Origin of the sequence: Psychrobacter sp. Sarcosine-3u-12 (assembly GCF_002836005.1) — a bacterium.
In the GTDB taxonomy this organism is placed as follows: domain Bacteria; phylum Pseudomonadota; class Gammaproteobacteria; order Pseudomonadales; family Moraxellaceae; genus Psychrobacter; species Psychrobacter okhotskensis.
In genome coordinates this window covers 31,670-47,622 of sequence record NZ_PJBY01000109.1, presented here as the reverse complement: position 1 = coordinate 47,622, position 15,953 = coordinate 31,670, and the positions used below count along the sequence as shown (strand labels likewise).

At 42.8% G+C, this 15,953-nt stretch carries 13 protein-coding genes; 6 read left to right on the top strand and 7 right to left on the bottom strand.

The window, feature by feature from the left end:
• Positions 1 to 203 precede the first annotated feature (203 nt).
• The 3 genes from parC (at position 204) to CXF65_RS12065 (ending at position 4,701) form a co-directional block, all read left to right on the top strand.
• Positions 204 to 2,507: a DNA topoisomerase IV subunit A gene (gene parC, locus CXF65_RS12075; protein ID WP_101212208.1), complete on the top strand. Its 2,304-nt coding sequence runs from the start codon at positions 204 to 206 to the stop codon at positions 2,505 to 2,507.
• A 72-nt stretch (positions 2,508 to 2,579) separates the two neighbouring features.
• Positions 2,580 to 3,590, top strand: coding sequence for an RES family NAD+ phosphorylase (locus tag CXF65_RS12070; RefSeq protein WP_227523264.1), 1,011 nt, complete (start codon positions 2,580 to 2,582; stop codon positions 3,588 to 3,590).
• A gap of 64 nt (positions 3,591 to 3,654) precedes the next feature.
• On the top strand, positions 3,655 to 4,701 hold the full coding sequence (locus CXF65_RS12065) for a TIR domain-containing protein (protein ID WP_101212206.1): 1,047 nt from the start codon (positions 3,655 to 3,657) through the stop codon (positions 4,699 to 4,701).
• Positions 4,702 to 5,021: 320 nt separating this feature from the next.
• Here the strand turns inward: CXF65_RS12065 and CXF65_RS12060 are convergent, their stop codons facing one another.
• On the bottom strand, positions 5,022 to 5,618 hold the full coding sequence (locus CXF65_RS12060) for a hemerythrin domain-containing protein (RefSeq protein ID WP_101212205.1): 597 nt from the start codon (positions 5,616 to 5,618) through the stop codon (positions 5,022 to 5,024).
• A gap of 211 nt (positions 5,619 to 5,829) precedes the next feature.
• Here CXF65_RS12060 and CXF65_RS12055 point away from each other — a divergent pair, with 211 nt between their 5' ends.
• Both CXF65_RS12055 and CXF65_RS12050 read left to right on the top strand, forming a co-directional pair.
• Positions 5,830 to 7,365: a cryptochrome/photolyase family protein gene (locus CXF65_RS12055; protein ID WP_101212204.1), complete on the top strand. Its 1,536-nt coding sequence runs from the start codon at positions 5,830 to 5,832 to the stop codon at positions 7,363 to 7,365.
• A gap of 61 nt (positions 7,366 to 7,426) precedes the next feature.
• Entirely contained in the window at positions 7,427 to 8,257 is an 831-nt protein-coding gene (locus tag CXF65_RS12050; RefSeq protein WP_101212203.1) for a Cof-type HAD-IIB family hydrolase, read from the top strand.
• A 107-nt stretch (positions 8,258 to 8,364) separates the two neighbouring features.
• On the opposite strand, the gene CXF65_RS12045 is transcribed toward CXF65_RS12050, so the two are convergent.
• From CXF65_RS12045 to CXF65_RS12035, 3 genes are all read right to left on the bottom strand, one after another.
• Positions 8,365 to 8,685: a hypothetical protein gene (locus CXF65_RS12045; RefSeq protein ID WP_101212202.1), complete on the bottom strand. Its 321-nt coding sequence runs from the start codon at positions 8,683 to 8,685 to the stop codon at positions 8,365 to 8,367.
• Positions 8,686 to 8,823: 138 nt separating this feature from the next.
• Positions 8,824 to 9,087 carry a hypothetical protein gene (locus CXF65_RS12040; RefSeq protein WP_101212201.1) on the bottom strand — a complete coding sequence of 88 codons (264 nt, stop codon included), beginning with the start codon at positions 9,085 to 9,087 and terminating at the stop codon, positions 8,824 to 8,826.
• A gap of 137 nt (positions 9,088 to 9,224) precedes the next feature.
• Positions 9,225 to 10,022, bottom strand: a complete 798-nt coding sequence (locus CXF65_RS12035; RefSeq protein ID WP_101212200.1) for a 3-oxoacyl-ACP reductase — start codon at positions 10,020 to 10,022, stop codon at positions 9,225 to 9,227.
• 303 nt (positions 10,023 to 10,325) lie between these two features.
• Between CXF65_RS12035 and CXF65_RS12030 the strand changes: the two genes are divergently transcribed.
• Positions 10,326 to 11,459 (top strand): ABC transporter substrate-binding protein, encoded by a 1,134-nt coding sequence (locus CXF65_RS12030; protein ID WP_025652262.1) that lies wholly within the window; start codon positions 10,326 to 10,328, stop codon positions 11,457 to 11,459.
• A gap of 85 nt (positions 11,460 to 11,544) precedes the next feature.
• Here CXF65_RS12030 and CXF65_RS12025 read toward each other — a convergent pair whose 3' ends face one another.
• From CXF65_RS12025 to CXF65_RS12015, 3 genes are all read right to left on the bottom strand, one after another.
• Complete coding sequence (locus tag CXF65_RS12025) at positions 11,545 to 12,780, bottom strand: FUSC family protein (protein WP_101212199.1); 1,236 nt, start codon at positions 12,778 to 12,780, stop codon at positions 11,545 to 11,547.
• 243 nt (positions 12,781 to 13,023) lie between these two features.
• On the bottom strand, positions 13,024 to 14,259 hold the full coding sequence (locus CXF65_RS12020) for an FUSC family protein (RefSeq protein WP_101212198.1): 1,236 nt from the start codon (positions 14,257 to 14,259) through the stop codon (positions 13,024 to 13,026).
• Positions 14,260 to 14,509: 250 nt separating this feature from the next.
• Positions 14,510 to 15,931 carry a glutamate synthase subunit beta gene (locus CXF65_RS12015; RefSeq protein ID WP_025652259.1) on the bottom strand — a complete coding sequence of 474 codons (1,422 nt, stop codon included), beginning with the start codon at positions 15,929 to 15,931 and terminating at the stop codon, positions 14,510 to 14,512.
• Positions 15,932 to 15,953 lie beyond the last annotated feature (22 nt).

Genomic DNA, 15,953 nt, shown 5'->3' with positions numbered 1-15,953 from the left:
TCTAATTCACTATACTTATCTTATTTTGTAAAAGCTATCAGCCAAAGTGCCATCAGTACATCTATCTGGCACGTCATGACCTGTCGTCTATTCTGACTTATACCTTTTTAATTTTGCCAATATCCTTTACGATAGCACTATCCTATTTGCACACTTGCACCAATTATTTATATCTATTAAAACTGATAAGTGAACCCTATTTTATGCCTGATATTATTGATAACAGTCCTGCGATTCTATCTGATGATGTGATGGATACCCGCTCCGTGGCGGAATTCACCGAACAAGCCTATCTCAATTATGCCATGTACGTCATCATGGATCGGGCGTTGCCCAATATCGCTGACGGTCTAAAACCTGTCCAGCGCCGTATCGTCTATGCCATGAGCGAGCTGGGGCTAAAATCAACGGCGAAGGCGAAAAAATCTGCGCGTACGGTCGGTGACGTGCTGGGTAAATATCATCCGCATGGTGATAGTGCCTGTTATGAAGCCATGGTACTGATGGCACAGCCGTTTAGTTATCGCTATCCGCTGATCACTGGTCAAGGTAACTGGGGTAGCCCTGATGATCCCAAGTCCTTTGCCGCGATGCGTTATACCGAAGCTAAAATGTCTGCTTATGCCAATACCTTGCTTGCAGAACTCGGACAAGGCACGGTCGATTGGCAAGATAACTTCGATGGCACCATGCAAGAGCCAACCACTCTGCCTGCCCGCCTGCCGAATATTTTATTAAACGGCACGACTGGTATTGCCGTCGGTATGGCAACCGATATCCCGCCGCATAACCTAAATGAAGTGGTACGCGCGGCTATTCGTTTGCTAAAAAATCCTGAGCTATCGGTTAAGCAATTAACCCAATCAATACCAGCGCCTGATTTGCCAACGCCCGCTGAAATTATTACCAGTAAAAAAGACTTGCAGGCGATGTATGAGACTGGTCGCGGCAGCTATAAAATGCGCGCCACCTTTCATATTGACCCAAAAGAAAAAAATCTCGTCATCATCGATGCGCTTCCTTATCAAGTCTCAGGCAATAAGATTCAAGAGCAAATTGCGAAGCTGATGACGGATAAAAAGCTGCCTTGGATTACTGATATTCATGATGAATCAGACCATGAAAACGCTTGCCGTATCGTGCTTGAACTGAAATCTAGCCGAGTCGATGTCGATCGCGTGATGAGTCATTTGTTTGCCAGTACGGATCTCGAAAGCAATTACCGCGTCAATATGAACATGATTGGCCTAAATGGTAAGCCACAAGTCAAAAATCTCAAAGAAATCCTTGAAGAATGGCTCGTCTGTCGCCGCTCAGTGGTCACGCGCCGTTTGCAATATCGCCTCGATAAAATTGATAAGCGCTTGCATATCCTTGCAGGTTTGCTGATTGCTTATCTGAATATCGATGAGGTCATTCGTATTATTCGTGAAGAAGACGATCCAAAATTATCATTAATGCAAGGCTATGATCTGACTGAGATCCAAGCCAATGCCATCTTGGACATTCGTCTGCGTCAACTGGCCAAACTCGAAGAGATTGAGCTACGCCGCGAGCAAGATGAGCTGGCAGCCGAACGCGCTATCATTCAAGAGTACTTGGACAATCCAGACAGCCTGACCAATCTGATGATTGATGAGCTTACCGCCGATATGAAAGAACACGGCAACGAGCGCGTATCACAATTGGCGGAACGCGAGGAAGCGCAAGCGTTAAAAGAGTCCGACCTCGTACCGAGTGAGCCTGTGACCGCCATCCTATCGAAAGCAGGCTGGATACGCGCCGCTAAAGGACATGACGTCGATGCTGCTGGCATGACCTATCGCTCAGGTGATAGCTATCAAGACCACGTGCGCGGTAAATCCAATGAGAGAATCTACGTGCTCGATAGTACCGGACGCAGCTATAGTATCGATGCGCATAGCCTCGCCTCGGCCCGTGGTCAAGGCGATCCGCTAACCAGCGTACTCAAACCGCCAGCAGGTGCCAGCTTTGAGCAGTTATTAACGGGTGCTGACGATCAACGTATCATCCTTGCTAGCTCAGCAGGTTATGGTTTTATCAATACCATTGGCAATCTCGATAGCAATCAAAAAGCGGGCAAAAATATCATCAATCTAGCAGCTGGTAGCCGTTTACTCCCTATTGCGCGTATCGATGCAACAGTGGAAACGATTGCTAATGCTGACGGTTCAGAAACCAATGCAAATGTAGCGCCTGACCATCTCGCTGTCGTGACCAATGCGGGATATCTATTGATATTTGCCCTTGATGATTTGCCTGAACAAGCTCGTGGTAAAGGTAATAAGCTGATTAAATTAAAAGACGGTGAAGAAGTGCTTGCCATCACGCCACTCAGTCAGCAAGACAGCCTAATTATTACTGCTGGTAAACGTCATGTGACGCTAAAACCAAATGATTTAGCCAATTATACGGGCAGTCGTGGTAATCGTGGTGGACAGTTGCCAAGAGGTTTTCAGAATGTGACGAGTGTTGAGGTTGGGTAGTTAGGTTTTTGAAATTTAATATATATTGAGTTAATTATGATCTACTGCTCAAATTGTTTCGAAGATGAAGGTTTGAAACTAAAAGCCTTCATGCTGGGAGAAAAAAATACTGATAGCTGCCCAAACTGTGCAAGCATTTCGGGTGCTAAATTAGATAAAGCTTTGCTCATCAAGTTAGCTCATAGTTTTTTTGTATGGGGTTCTTTGTTCAGATGTGATTATGGGTTTTCTCCAATAATTGAGTTCAATGAATATCAAGAAACTGATATTGATGCCTCTCCTCAACTTTTAAAAGACATGCATGTTTTTGAGTCTGCTTTGAAGGTGGGCTTTTTCTATTATGGACCAAGACTGTGGATGGTAGGAGAAAACGAACCATTAATCCAGTTACAAAATCCAATAGCTCGTTCTGAGGTTATTGATAATATATTGTCTTTGTATCCTATAAAAACATTAAGTCCGAATGAGAACATATATAGACTTAGAATTAATCCAAATAATCCTAACGAAGATCTGCAATATGATAGTCCACCCTTAGAGTTTTTAGGTAGTGGCAGACTTGATGATAAAAATCATCCCATTTTATATGCTTCTAAAGATATTGAGGTATGCTTACACGAGTGCAGAGTAACTGCATTAGATGATATATACATGGCGACGTTAACACCAAGCACTGATTTAAAATTATTAGATTTAAGTAAAATTATAGATGAAGATTTAACTGAGTTTGAAAGTGTGGATTTAGCCATTTACATGCTTTTCTTAGCAGCAAAACATTCCTACGGAACTATTCGGGAGATTAGCAAAAAGACAAAAGAAGCTGGATTTGATGGGATTATTTATCCTTCTTATTTTAGTCTGTTACGTACAGGTGGAATGCCTTTTGATACGACTTTAGGTATCTCTAATCGAAAATTATCACAGCATCGAGATTTTGAGCAAAATAAGATAGTTGAGAACATAGCATTGTTTGGATATCCAATAAAAGAAGAAAAATTACAAGTAAAATGTATCAATACAATAAAGTTGACTAATATAAGATACAGTATGCAATTTGGTCCTGTTATAAACCCTTTTGATTAACGATACCTATGAGTAATATTGAGAGTGATAAAATCTAATTCTAAGATAAGAGAAGGAAATTAAAATGTATCGTAAAGTATTCATCAGTCATGCTTCCGAAGATACAGATGACGCTGAATTTATCTATGAACTCCTAAAATCTAATCACTATGAGCCTTGGCTGGATTTTAAAGCGTTGAAAGTAGGCATGCAATGGGATTACGAAATTGAAGAAGCTCTAAGAGAGTCAGATTTTGTTATTATCATTTTATCAAAAGTAGCAACTAATAAAAGAGGATACATTCAAAGAGAAATTAAGCGTATGGATAGATATTCTGAGGAAAAGCTTTCAGATGACATTTATATCTTACCCATACTAATTGACGACTGTGAAGTCCCAAAAAACCTATCTAAATATCATTATATGAAAACCATTCAAACAGACTTTAATAAAAATCTGATAGACTCATTAAATTTTCAAAGAGAGAAATATTTAGCTTCAGTCGATAAACATGACATCTTACTTGAAGACTGTGTCAAAAAATCAGACGGTTATAAGCTTAAAATTAATACCCCATATGATTGCCATATCGACTATTACCTATGTAGAGATAATACATTTTTTGATGCAAACTATAGCAACTCTTTTATTGAAAGAGAGATCTACGATCTCATTGATACCTTTCGGAATGATGAAAAAAAATATGGTTTGAATTTATCACCTCAAATGGAACATGCTTACATTGAAATTGGTAATTCGATAATCATACATTCGCCAGAAATTTTGTCGGTATCAACTGGCATAAGTGAGTATTCAGGTGGTGCTCATCCAAATCATTATTTAAGTCACAAGCATTTTGCTTTAAATCCTGAAAGAACCTTACGATTTGAAGATTTTATTAGATATGATCATCTAACAAAATGGTTAACGGATAAAGTTAATAAATATGCAAAAGAAGATCAGGATTTCCTACTAGATTATGTTGATTCGATCGATGAAGATAATATTGATTTCCACTGGGATGATGAGTATTTTACAATAAATTTTATGAGCGTTACTCCTCACGTTCTAACAGCAGTAAGTTATTTAGAAATACCGAAAAGCGAACTTGATTTGAAGATTAATATATAGCGTTTACTTTGCAGTGCTTTTTATCAAAAAACAAGAGTAGTACTTTTGAAATGCGCGTACCATACATTTTACTACGCTCCATTTCCTAATCAATGTAAAAACCCAAACCACGACCAATAATGAAAAAATCATAAGCTCACCGCTAGCCTCGACTGTAGCGGTATCCTGCTTGGCTGAGCGAGTTGTGAGGGCTAGGTTTTGGGGTGGTTCGCAGAGCAGGAGACACCACAAACCGTAGCCCTCACCTCACGCAGATAGCAGATACAAGCGGAAGGCGGGAGTAGCTACTCAAAATATTAATAATATTCGCAACCCAATCCCTAACTCTGCCGCAACCCCAAAATCGGAATCACCAAATCCTCTTCATCAGTCAGATGCTGCTGTAGCAAATCCGTCACTTTTACCAGCGTTTCATGCAATTGTTCGGCGAGCGCCTTATCCTCACCCTCACTTTTCGCCAGCGCATCGTTTTGAATTTGCAATTTATCCAGTAGCGCATTGAGATACTCATGGTCGCGACCCAATATCTCAAACCCTGCCTGTAGCTGCGGATACATCCTAATAAACTCAGGGAAAAATCCCTCGTCCTCTACCCCATGATGTTGATGTAGTTTGAGCACATGCATATTGATACGTTTGAGTAGCTGCGAGCGATACTCTGACCAGTCGTACTCGCCAGATTGATAACCGTCACTAATCTGTGTCAAGATACGCTGACGCTTGCGTATGTTAGTATGTATTTTTAGCCAGCCTGATGTTTTGTAAGCATAATCTGCGCTAAACCATTGATCAGGTGGTAATTTGTTAAATAAGAACAACCAATCTGCCTCAAGCCGACTGTCAGGATGACGCGGTGACAAGCTAAACAAATCATTGTCTAATGCTTTTTGGCTTTTGTCGTTGGCAGCTATGGTCATTTGGTAGTCCTAATTTTTATTATTGATGCATGTATATATGGTGGTTTTGCTATCTGATTTATAGTGGCAACCAAGCAAAACACTTTTCTAATCTTCGCAACAATAGTATTAAGGACGTTGTTTTGGCGCGAACCCAGTAACATAACCCACCATTACAACCTCATAACCGCTCATTTATAATGGCTTGTCTTAGTGAATATAAGCTTACGCCATGAGTAAACGTATCAGCCTAATTTTCCCGCATCAACTGTTTGCTGATACCTCGCTTTGGCAAGAGGAATGCTATCTGATTGAGGAAGATTTATACTTTACCCAGTTTCCTTTTCACAAGCAAAAGCTAGTCCTGCATCGCGCGAGTATGAAAGCTTATGAGCAAACGCTAATAGATGCTGGCAAAACCGTACATTATATTGACTCATCACATGAGCATAGTGACTGCCGCCAGCTCATTGCTAGCTTTGTCAGTATTAAGCATGAGCCTGATACTGACATTAATAATAGCGATGCCATTGCAAAAATATACTGCATTGATGTCGTCGATGACTGGTTACGGATACACATTCAAGAAGCCATAGTAAAAGCTGATATTGAGTTTGATGTTTCGCCAACGCCAATGTTTTTGAACCCGCTACCTATCTATTGTGACTTCTTTAAAAACAATCGACTGTTTCATCATGACTTCTATATCCAAGCGCGAAAACGTGAAAACATCCTTATCGATGACGAGCAAAAACCTATCGGTGGGCAATGGTCATTCGATGAAAACAATCGCAAAAAGTATCCACGTAAACAGACGCCGCCTGCGGTCGAATTCCCTGAATTAACCGTATATTACGAAGAAGCAATAGCGTATGTTGAGGACAACTTTAGCACGCACTACGGTGAGGCCAATCCTGACTTTCGCTATCCGACTAGTCATATTGAGGCCGAAGCTTGGCTAGAGAATTTTTTATCGAAACGCTTCAAAGACTTTGGTAAATACGAGGACGCTATCGTTGCCGACGAGCACGTTTTGCATCATAGTATTTTAACCCCAATGCTGAATACGGGACTGTTAACGCCTGAACAAGTCATCACGCGCACGCTTGAGATTAGCGAAGCATATGACATTCCTATTAATTCCTTAGAAGGCTTTATACGCCAAATTATCGGCTGGCGCGAGTTTATGTATGGGCTCTATGAGTCTATTGGACGTAAGCAGCGCACGAGTAATTTTTGGGGTTTTAAACGTAAGATACCGCCAAGCTTTTATACCGGTGATACCGGCATTGAGCCGATTGATACCACGATTAAAAAGCTGCTTAAGACAGGTTACGCGCATCATATCGAGCGTCTAATGATCTTTGGCAACTTTATGCTGCTGTGTGAGTTTGATCCTGATGAGGTTTATCAATGGTTTATGGAGCTATTTATTGATTCCTATGACTGGGTCATGGTGCCCAATATCTATGGCATGAGTCAGTTTGCCGATGGTGGTCTTATGGCGACTAAGCCGTATATCAGTGGTAGTAATTATATTAATAAAATGAGTGATTATCCCGTCAAATCCAAAGGCGAGACATTAGAATGGGCGGCGATATGGGATGGCTTGTTTTGGCGCTTTATGCATGTCCATCGTGACTTTTTTGAAAAGAATCCGCGTATTGGTATGCTACTATCGATGTGGGATAAGATGGATAAAGCTCAACAAAAAGAGCATCTAAAAAATGCTAATGATTTCTTAAAAAAACTTGATAAAGAAACTTAAGCTAGTATCTATAAAATAACACTTGCAATAAAAAAAAAGTATAAAACTATAAAGGATATTTATGTTTACCGAATTCAAAGCCAGCGGCGCCTCAAGTACCAATAAAATTCCAACGCCAAAGATCATCTTTTTTGATATTGATGATACGCTAAGTCGTGCAGGAATTATCGCAGAACACAATCAAGCCACTTTAGAAGCCTTAGCCGACAGCGATGTTAAATTAGTCATCTCCACAGGTCGCTCAAAAGCCATATTACCGCCTGACATTTTAGCGTTACTTGAAGCCGATGTCCTCGACGCTATCATCTGTATGAATGGTCAATATAGCTTTGATAACCATAGCAGAATCAGTCACTATCCATTATCAGATATGCAAACGGCTAAAATTGTGCAGCTGTGTCAGGAGAGCAAACTCATTCATAAATTCGACTCTGCGACCCATATCGCATGGTCAGATGAAAACGATCGTCTGCGCGAGTTTAATGCGCGGACGCCGAACTCAATCGTTGATCCCTGTTATTACCAAAGTAATGAAGTCTATCAGTGCTCGGTATTTTTTAATAATCAGGTCGATAAAATGCAAGATATCGATTTTGCCTCGGATGGATTGAAATTAGTACATTGGCATCACATTGGCGCGGATATTCTACCGAGTGACGCCTCAAAAGCGCGTGGCATTCTCGATGTTTGTGAATATTATGGCATCGACGCTAGCGACTGCATGGCGTTTGGTGATGGCATGAATGATTTGGAGATGTTTGATTTGGTAGGCTTTGCCGTAGCAATGGGCGATGCGCAACCTGCATTAATAGAACGTGCGGACTTTGTCACAGGTACGATTGAAGAGCGCGGTATTCAGTCGGTGCTTGAACGTTTGGATATTGCTTCTTAGTAGAGTGCTAAACTTGTTTGCTTTTATGGGCTGGGCTTTTAACCCAGCATAGTAGCTAAAGTACTAAAACCTAGATGTCTTTGTCGGGCGCGCCCTACTCGACTAAACTATAGTATCTGAAGTATTAATAACATCAGCGTCAAGACAATTCCAATTCCAAAGCAAATTTTCATTCCAAGTGGCATATGCTTGAACGGTATTTGAGTCGTGCCATAAAGGTGAAGCGTTTCAGCTTTGCTAATAGGAAAGAGCATTAAGCCAAATCCCAACATAAACATAAAAGGCAGTACCACGTAAATTCGTGGCACGGATTGCTCACTGCTAGTAAAAATATAATATAAAGTAGCTGCAGAAACTAACATAATAAATATGCCACCAATTCTTGTCATACTTTTAGATTTGGCAAATTGATCTATTGGTTCGTTCATGATATATGTACGCTATTATTAAGTTATAGACAGGGCGTTTGCACATTATGGCTTTGGAAAGCGCGTAACGTTTTGATTCACCCTATGAACAGCGATTATATAATTCAGTGATACAAAAGTCGATTAAAATAAATCAACTCAATTCTTGCCTGCAATCAATCCATAAACCCAACTACCAATTTTATAAAACCCGACCATAATCAAAACAAGTACCACTGCCGCCAATATATAAGCCAGCCAGTTGGGCACACTACTCAACCAACCAATCGTAAATGCCAAACCCATATAAGTCTCAACTGGCCAATTAATAATAGCGGTCGGTGAGCCAGCGTTAAACAGCGTCATAAAGGCGACGATACCAAGCACAGCCGTGATTATTCCAGCACGTTTACGATTATTCATCTCATTCCTCTTCTTAATTCAATCAAGTTGCTTATCAAGTGATTCATCTTTTAATTTTGAAAACCTATACATTTTTTAGTGTCTTAATCTATGCCACTAACCGCTTAAAGCATTGTTGATTCATCGTTGAGGCCTCGTTAAGGCATCGTCAAACCACCATCCACAGCAATGGATTGACCAGTAATAGCCGCACTCAAATCCGACGCCATGAGCAATACAGCATTGGCAAAGTCATCCACTGAGGTTGCTTGACGTAACGGTGTGGTGCTGGCGATATAATCAAATACTTCTTCGGTGGTTGAGCGGCTTGCGTCCGTGGTTTTAAGCAAGCCACCTGCCAACAAATTCACGCGGATACCATGTTGACCAAGCTCAGCGGCTAAATTACGCGTCAGTCCAATCAACGCCGATTTGGCAGTCGTATAGTCGTAATAAGTGACCACAGGATTATAAACAAGGTTGGTTGAGATATTGATAATCTTGCCCATTTTTTGCGTTTTCATTTGTGGTAGTACTGCTTGTACGGTATTAACTGCGCCTTTGACGATGCCATCCATTTGCTGGGAGAAGTGCGCCCATTTAACGGTTTCAATACTGGTATAGTCGGCACTAGGATTAAATTGGTAGCTTGGCAAGGCGTTATTGACCACTATGTCAATGCGCCCGTAGCGCGCAACGACCGCCTTTGCCAGCGCTTGTACTTGCTCAAGTTCAGTAACATCAGCTTGATAAGCAAATGCTTGCCCGCCAGCAGCGACGATGTCGGCAACGACTGCCTCAGCAGCCTCTTTACTATTGAGATAATTGACACAAATGCTTGCCCCTGCCGCTGCCATTTGCTGGGCAATTTGTGCGCCTAGTCCACGACTGGCACCAGTGACGATGCCGACTTTCTCAGGCAATAACGCCGGTATAACAGTGTTATTCTGGGTCATGATGTTGCATCCTTTATTATTATGGTATGGTTGGTCTATTCACGTTATTGAAAATACGGTATAAAAATAAACCAGCTCATCATAGCATGATTGCTTCCTTTGATTGCTTTACCTAGGCTGGGCTATTCTGACACTGCCTTCGACTTGTAAGGCATTGCCTATCGTAATATCTATTCGCGATTGCCCTTTAAATTACTGGGTATAATAACCATAACAGGGCAACTATCGGTGCTGAGCCTGTAATCATTAGCCGCCTTTATTTATTTTTATCGATTTGCCTTACCTTTATCTAGGAGAGATATTTTGACTCATTTATCATCGCCCCATGCCACTGCCAACACAGCGGCGCGTAACGGTCGTTTAGTACCAAAAGCCTTATTAGCCATGGCAGTCGGCCTAGCACTGGCCAGCTGTAGCAACGCTGACAATGCCGCTGATGGCAACGCTACTGCTAGCAATGAGACGCTAAATCTGTATAACTGGTCAGAGTACATGCCGCAAGAGATTTTGGATGGCTTTGAAGAAGAGACGGGCATTTCGGTCAATTACACCACCTTTGACTCTAACGAAGCCATGTACGCCAAGCTCAAACTACTCGATGATTCTAGTCAGTATGACTTAGCGATTCCATCGACGTATTATGTCGAAAAAATGGCCAAAGAAGGGCTATTGCAAGAGCTTGATAAATCTAAACTGAGTAACTTTAAAAACCTCGATACCTCATTTACCAATACCAAGGTTGACCCTGAGAACAAATACTCAATTCCTTATATGTGGGGCAGCACTGGTTTGGCCATCAATGGCGATTCGGTCGATCCTGCGACGGTCAATAGCTGGAACGATCTGTGGAAACCTGAGTATAAAGGTCAAGTGATGCTGACCAATGATGTACGCGAAGTGTTTGGTATGGCGCTCCTCACCCTTGGCTATTCGGGTAACAGCAGCAATCCTGACGAGATCAAAGCCGCTTATGACAAGCTCACTACCTTGATGCCAAACGTCAAAACCTTTAACTCAGATGCGACACGCATGCCTTATATCGAAGGCGAAACGTCACTCGGTATGACGTGGAATGGCGAAGCCGTCATGGCCAATGACGAAGGCTTGACCAGCTTGGTCTATAAGTACCCAAGCGAGGGCGCGATACTCTGGATGGACAACTTTGTCATTCCGAAGAACGCCAAACAGGTGGATGCCGCGCACAAATTTATCGACTACCTACTGCGTCCTGAGAACGCCAAGATTGTCAGTGAAGAGATTGGTTATGCCTCGCCGAACTTGGCAGCGCGTGAGCTGATGGAGGAAAGCGTGCGTAATAACCCAACGATTTATCCTAGCAAAGAGGTATTGGCCAAAGCTGAATTCCAAGAAGACGTCGGTGATGAAGCCCTGCAAGTGTACCAACAGTATTGGGATAAGCTAAAAACGGGTCGTTAATATAGAAGAATAGAAAAACACACCCTAAAATATTGTTTAAATAAAAACGCTGACTTGTGAGAGTCAGCGTTTTTATTTGTTTTCTTCATAAATGTAAATCTGTCTCGCTGCCTTTATGCTCAATACGGCGCTGTTCACGGCGCTGATAACGCAGACCTGAGGCAGCAAACCACTGCGGCTTGGTCTTTTGTAATAAATCACTCAATCGCTGTAATTGCACTTGTAAAGTTTGGGTCAGCCAGAAATAGCCCTGCCACTCAAACCCTAAGTTTTGCACACTTGGATAATCTGATACGGAAATGCGAGTAATGGGGCGAAATACCTCATCGTTTGGGCTACGTAATACCGCAGCCATATGCTGCATCGCCTGCGTCAATTCGTGCTGATAATGGATAAGCAAAATATGATTTTCATCGTCAATCTCGATATTTGCCAAGCGCGGTGCGGCACTTAACAGCAAATCAATGGTACCGATAATATTACGATGGGTACGCTGAATGGTTTCTAACGTTTCCTTTTCAATGCCCGATTCACTGGCAGTCGCTGCGATATGGGGACGCACGGCAAGCAAGCGCTTATTAATCTTTTGTAGCGCTTTCACCAAGGCTTTATTGACAGGCGTATCCGGTATAGAACTGCTCGATGGATAAATAATACTGGCTGAACTGGTCGCCTTACTATATTTAAACGGCTTGGGTACCAGCACATCGGCATCAATATGATTGCCCACCCCTGCATACAAATTGCTGCACGTCTCGAGATTGCTGGCCAACAAAAACCGCCACATCAACGTCGACTTCAGCGGTAAAATTAATGTTGCTGCGACCGCCACCCCTGCGCCAAGCAAAATATTAAACGCGCGATATAAGCCATCTTGGGCAATACTGCTGTGGTCAGGACTCGATACAATCATCAGCATGGTAATGCCTGTTAGCAGCCCAATATAACCCAATTGCTTGACTGCCACATAACCGATGATGCCACTGATAATGCCAATCAGCCCATAATACAACCACAGCCAACCACCGATATCTTTAATCAACCATAAGAAGCTAAGCCCGACCAACACTCCAAGCAAAGTACCCAATATCCGCTCTTTAGCCTTGGTATAAATCGCGCCCTGATATTGCAACAAACCCAAAATTACAAACACGGTAATGGTCGTCCACTCGCCATGTGGCAAGTGCGTAAACTCATTTAACAACAGTGCAATAAGTACGGCCACACCCAAACGTATGGCATGCAAAATATCCGCATGCTGGTAGCGGGCATAAGGCTCTACAAACGGTGCCGTAAATCGTTGCCAAAAAGTCGGTTTCACGCAGGGTATCTCTTATAATAAAGGAATAAAAAGGTGGTTAAATCCTAGCTACTGGCTTAACCACGAATAAAGCGATGGTCAAAAAATAACGCCTTTTACCTATTAAAAGATAAAAGACGTCAAAGGTCAAAACATGCTAGCACATAACGACAAAAAAACATCCGAAGAAGATAGCATTTGGCTATTGATAACACTAAGAGGCGCTGACCAGTAGTTGCAAGTGGGTGTCAGTATCTCTGTTACTTACAAGTGTAAGTCTGACTCGCCACCCTGCTCTTTCATTCTACGCTGCTCGCGCCTTTGATAGCGCAGACCAGAAGCAGCATACCACTGCGGTTTGGTCACTTGTAGCAGATCACTTAGCTGTCGCAGTTGGGTTTGCAACGTTTGCGTCAGCCAAAAATAGCCCTGCCACTCAAACGTTGCAGTCTGTACGCTAGGATATTCTGATAGCGCAATACGCGTAATCGGTCGAAAGGTTTGATCGCTTGGACTGCGTAGTACTGCTGCGATATGCTGCATGGCTTGTGTCAACTCGTGCTGATAGTGAATCAGTAGCGTATGGTTTTCATCATCGATATCGATATTCGCCAAGCGCGGCGCCGCACTGAGCAATAAATCGATGGTACCGATGATATTGCGGTGGGTACGCTGAATCGTTTCTATGGTTTCTTTATCAATGCCAGACTCACTGGCAGTCGCTGCTATATGGGGCCGTACTGCGAGTAATCGCTTGTTTATTTGCTGCAGCGATCTTATCAACGTTTTATTGACAGGCATATCTGTAGTAGCACTATTCTTGGGATCATTTGGGCTAGCTGAGCTTATCATCTTAGTATAAACAATCGATTTAGGAGCCACTATTTCAGCATCGATATGATGCCCGACACCAGCATAAATAGTGCTACAGGCCTCCAAGTTATTTGCCAATAAAAAGCGCCACATCAAGGTAGATTTAAGGGGCAAGACCACTGTCACTATGACCGCAATACCCGTACCAATTAAAATATTGAGTGCGCGATAGACGCCATCTTGCGCTATGTTAATTTGATTTAAATTAGAGACGATCATTAGCATAGTAATGCCAGTCAGTAATCCGGTATAGCCTAGCCGCCTGACCGAAAAATAACCAATAACCCCACTGCTGATTCCAATCAGCAAGTATTCTACCCCTAACCAAGCACCCGTCCCTTTATTGAACCATAAGATCGCAAATGCCACGACAATACCTAAAACTGTGCCCAGTACTCGCTCTTTGGCCTTGGTATAAATAGCGCCTTGATACTGTAGCAATCCTAAAATAATAAAGACGGTGATCGTCGTCCATTCTCCGTGTGGAAAACGGCTTATTTGATTGGCTAACAGCGCAAGTACGATGGCTGCACCTATACGTATGGCATGCAAGATATCAGCGTGCTGATAGCGCGCATAAGGTTCAATAAATGGTGCAGTAAATCGTTGCCAGATTTTTGGTTTCACGCACAGGTACTCTTATTAATTGAAGAATATGTAGTCAGTGAGAAATAATATCGAACCATCATGTACTGCTGATATCGATTTTTCTTGCTACTCTAATTTTCGTGAATGGCATTAGACGTAAAAGACTAAGCGTTACTTAGACATTAGCAGCATAACCAGCTATCAAAAAAAACGTCTTTTGCCTGTTAAAAGGTAAAAGACGTTTGAGAACAAAGCAAGGCAATCAGTCACTGGATGTAAATCAAACCCATTAAACCTCTAAGAAGTCCAAAATACCTTCAGCGGCTTCACGCCCTTCCCAAATGGCGGTTACGACCAAATCAGAACCACGTACCATATCGCCACCAGCGAAGATTTTGGGGTTTTTGGTTTGGAATTTAAAGGTTTGCTTTTCGAGAGCCAAAACACGACCAGAGCTGTCCATCGCCACTTGCTGTGACTCGAACCAATCGGCAGGACTAGGACGGAAGCCAAAGGCCATAATCACTGCATCACAAGGGATAATCTCTTCAGAATTTACAATTGGCTCTGGACGCTGACGACCACGATTATCAGGCGCACCTAAATGGGTCGTCACGACTTTTACGCCTTTGACCTTACCATTTAAGCCAATGATTTCGGTTGGCTGACGGTTAAATAAGAACTCAACACCTTCCTCGCGGGCATTGACTACTTCGCGGCGCGAGCCTGGCATATTTTCTTCATCACGGCGATAAGCGCAGACGACTTGCTCAGCGCCTTGGCGGATACTGGTGCGATTGCAATCCATTGCTGTATCACCGCCACCGAGCACCACCACTCTTTTGCCTTTAAAATCGATATACTCTTCGGGATTTTTTTCCCAATCGTTACAACGGTTCACGTTGGCAATCAGGTAATCTAGCGCATCATAGACACCGTCTAACTCCTCGCCAGCGAAGCCGCCACGCATATAAGTGTAAGTGCCCATACCCATAAACACCGCATCGTACTCGCCTAATAGCTCATCGATACTAACGTCGGTACCGATTTCTGTCTCTAGACGAAACTCGATACCCATGTCTTCAAAGATGACCCGGCGATTGCGCATGACGTCTTTTTCCATCTTAAACTCTGGAATACCAAAGGTTAATAAGCCGCCGATTTCAGGACGTTTGTCAAAGACAACTGGTTTAACGCCATTTCTCACCAAGATATCTGCACAGCCCAAACCTGCAGGTCCTGCGCCAATGATAGCGACTTTTTTGTCCGTCCAAACCACGTCAGACATATCAGGTCGCCAGCCAAGCGCAAAGGCGGTATCGTTAATATACTTCTCAACATTACCAATAGTGACCGCGCCAAAGCCATCGTTCAGGGTACAGGCCCCTTCACATAGGCGATCTTGGGGACAGACACGGCCGCAAACCTCAGGCAAAGTATTGGTACGGTGGCACAACTCAGCAGCTTGGAATATCTGCCCTTCGGCGGCCAATTTGAGCCAGTTAGGAATGTAGTTGTGTACAGGACACTTCCACTCGCAGTACGGATTACCACACTCAAGACAGCGATGTGACTGCTGTGCCACTGGCTCACTCTCGAATGGTTTATAAATCTCGACAAACTCCGTTGAGCGCGTCGCGATGTCTTTTTTAGTCGGCTCAAGCCGAGGCACATCTAAAAACTGAAAACTATTTTCTAAGCGTTTTGCCATGGTGTTATCTCTTTTATAGTGG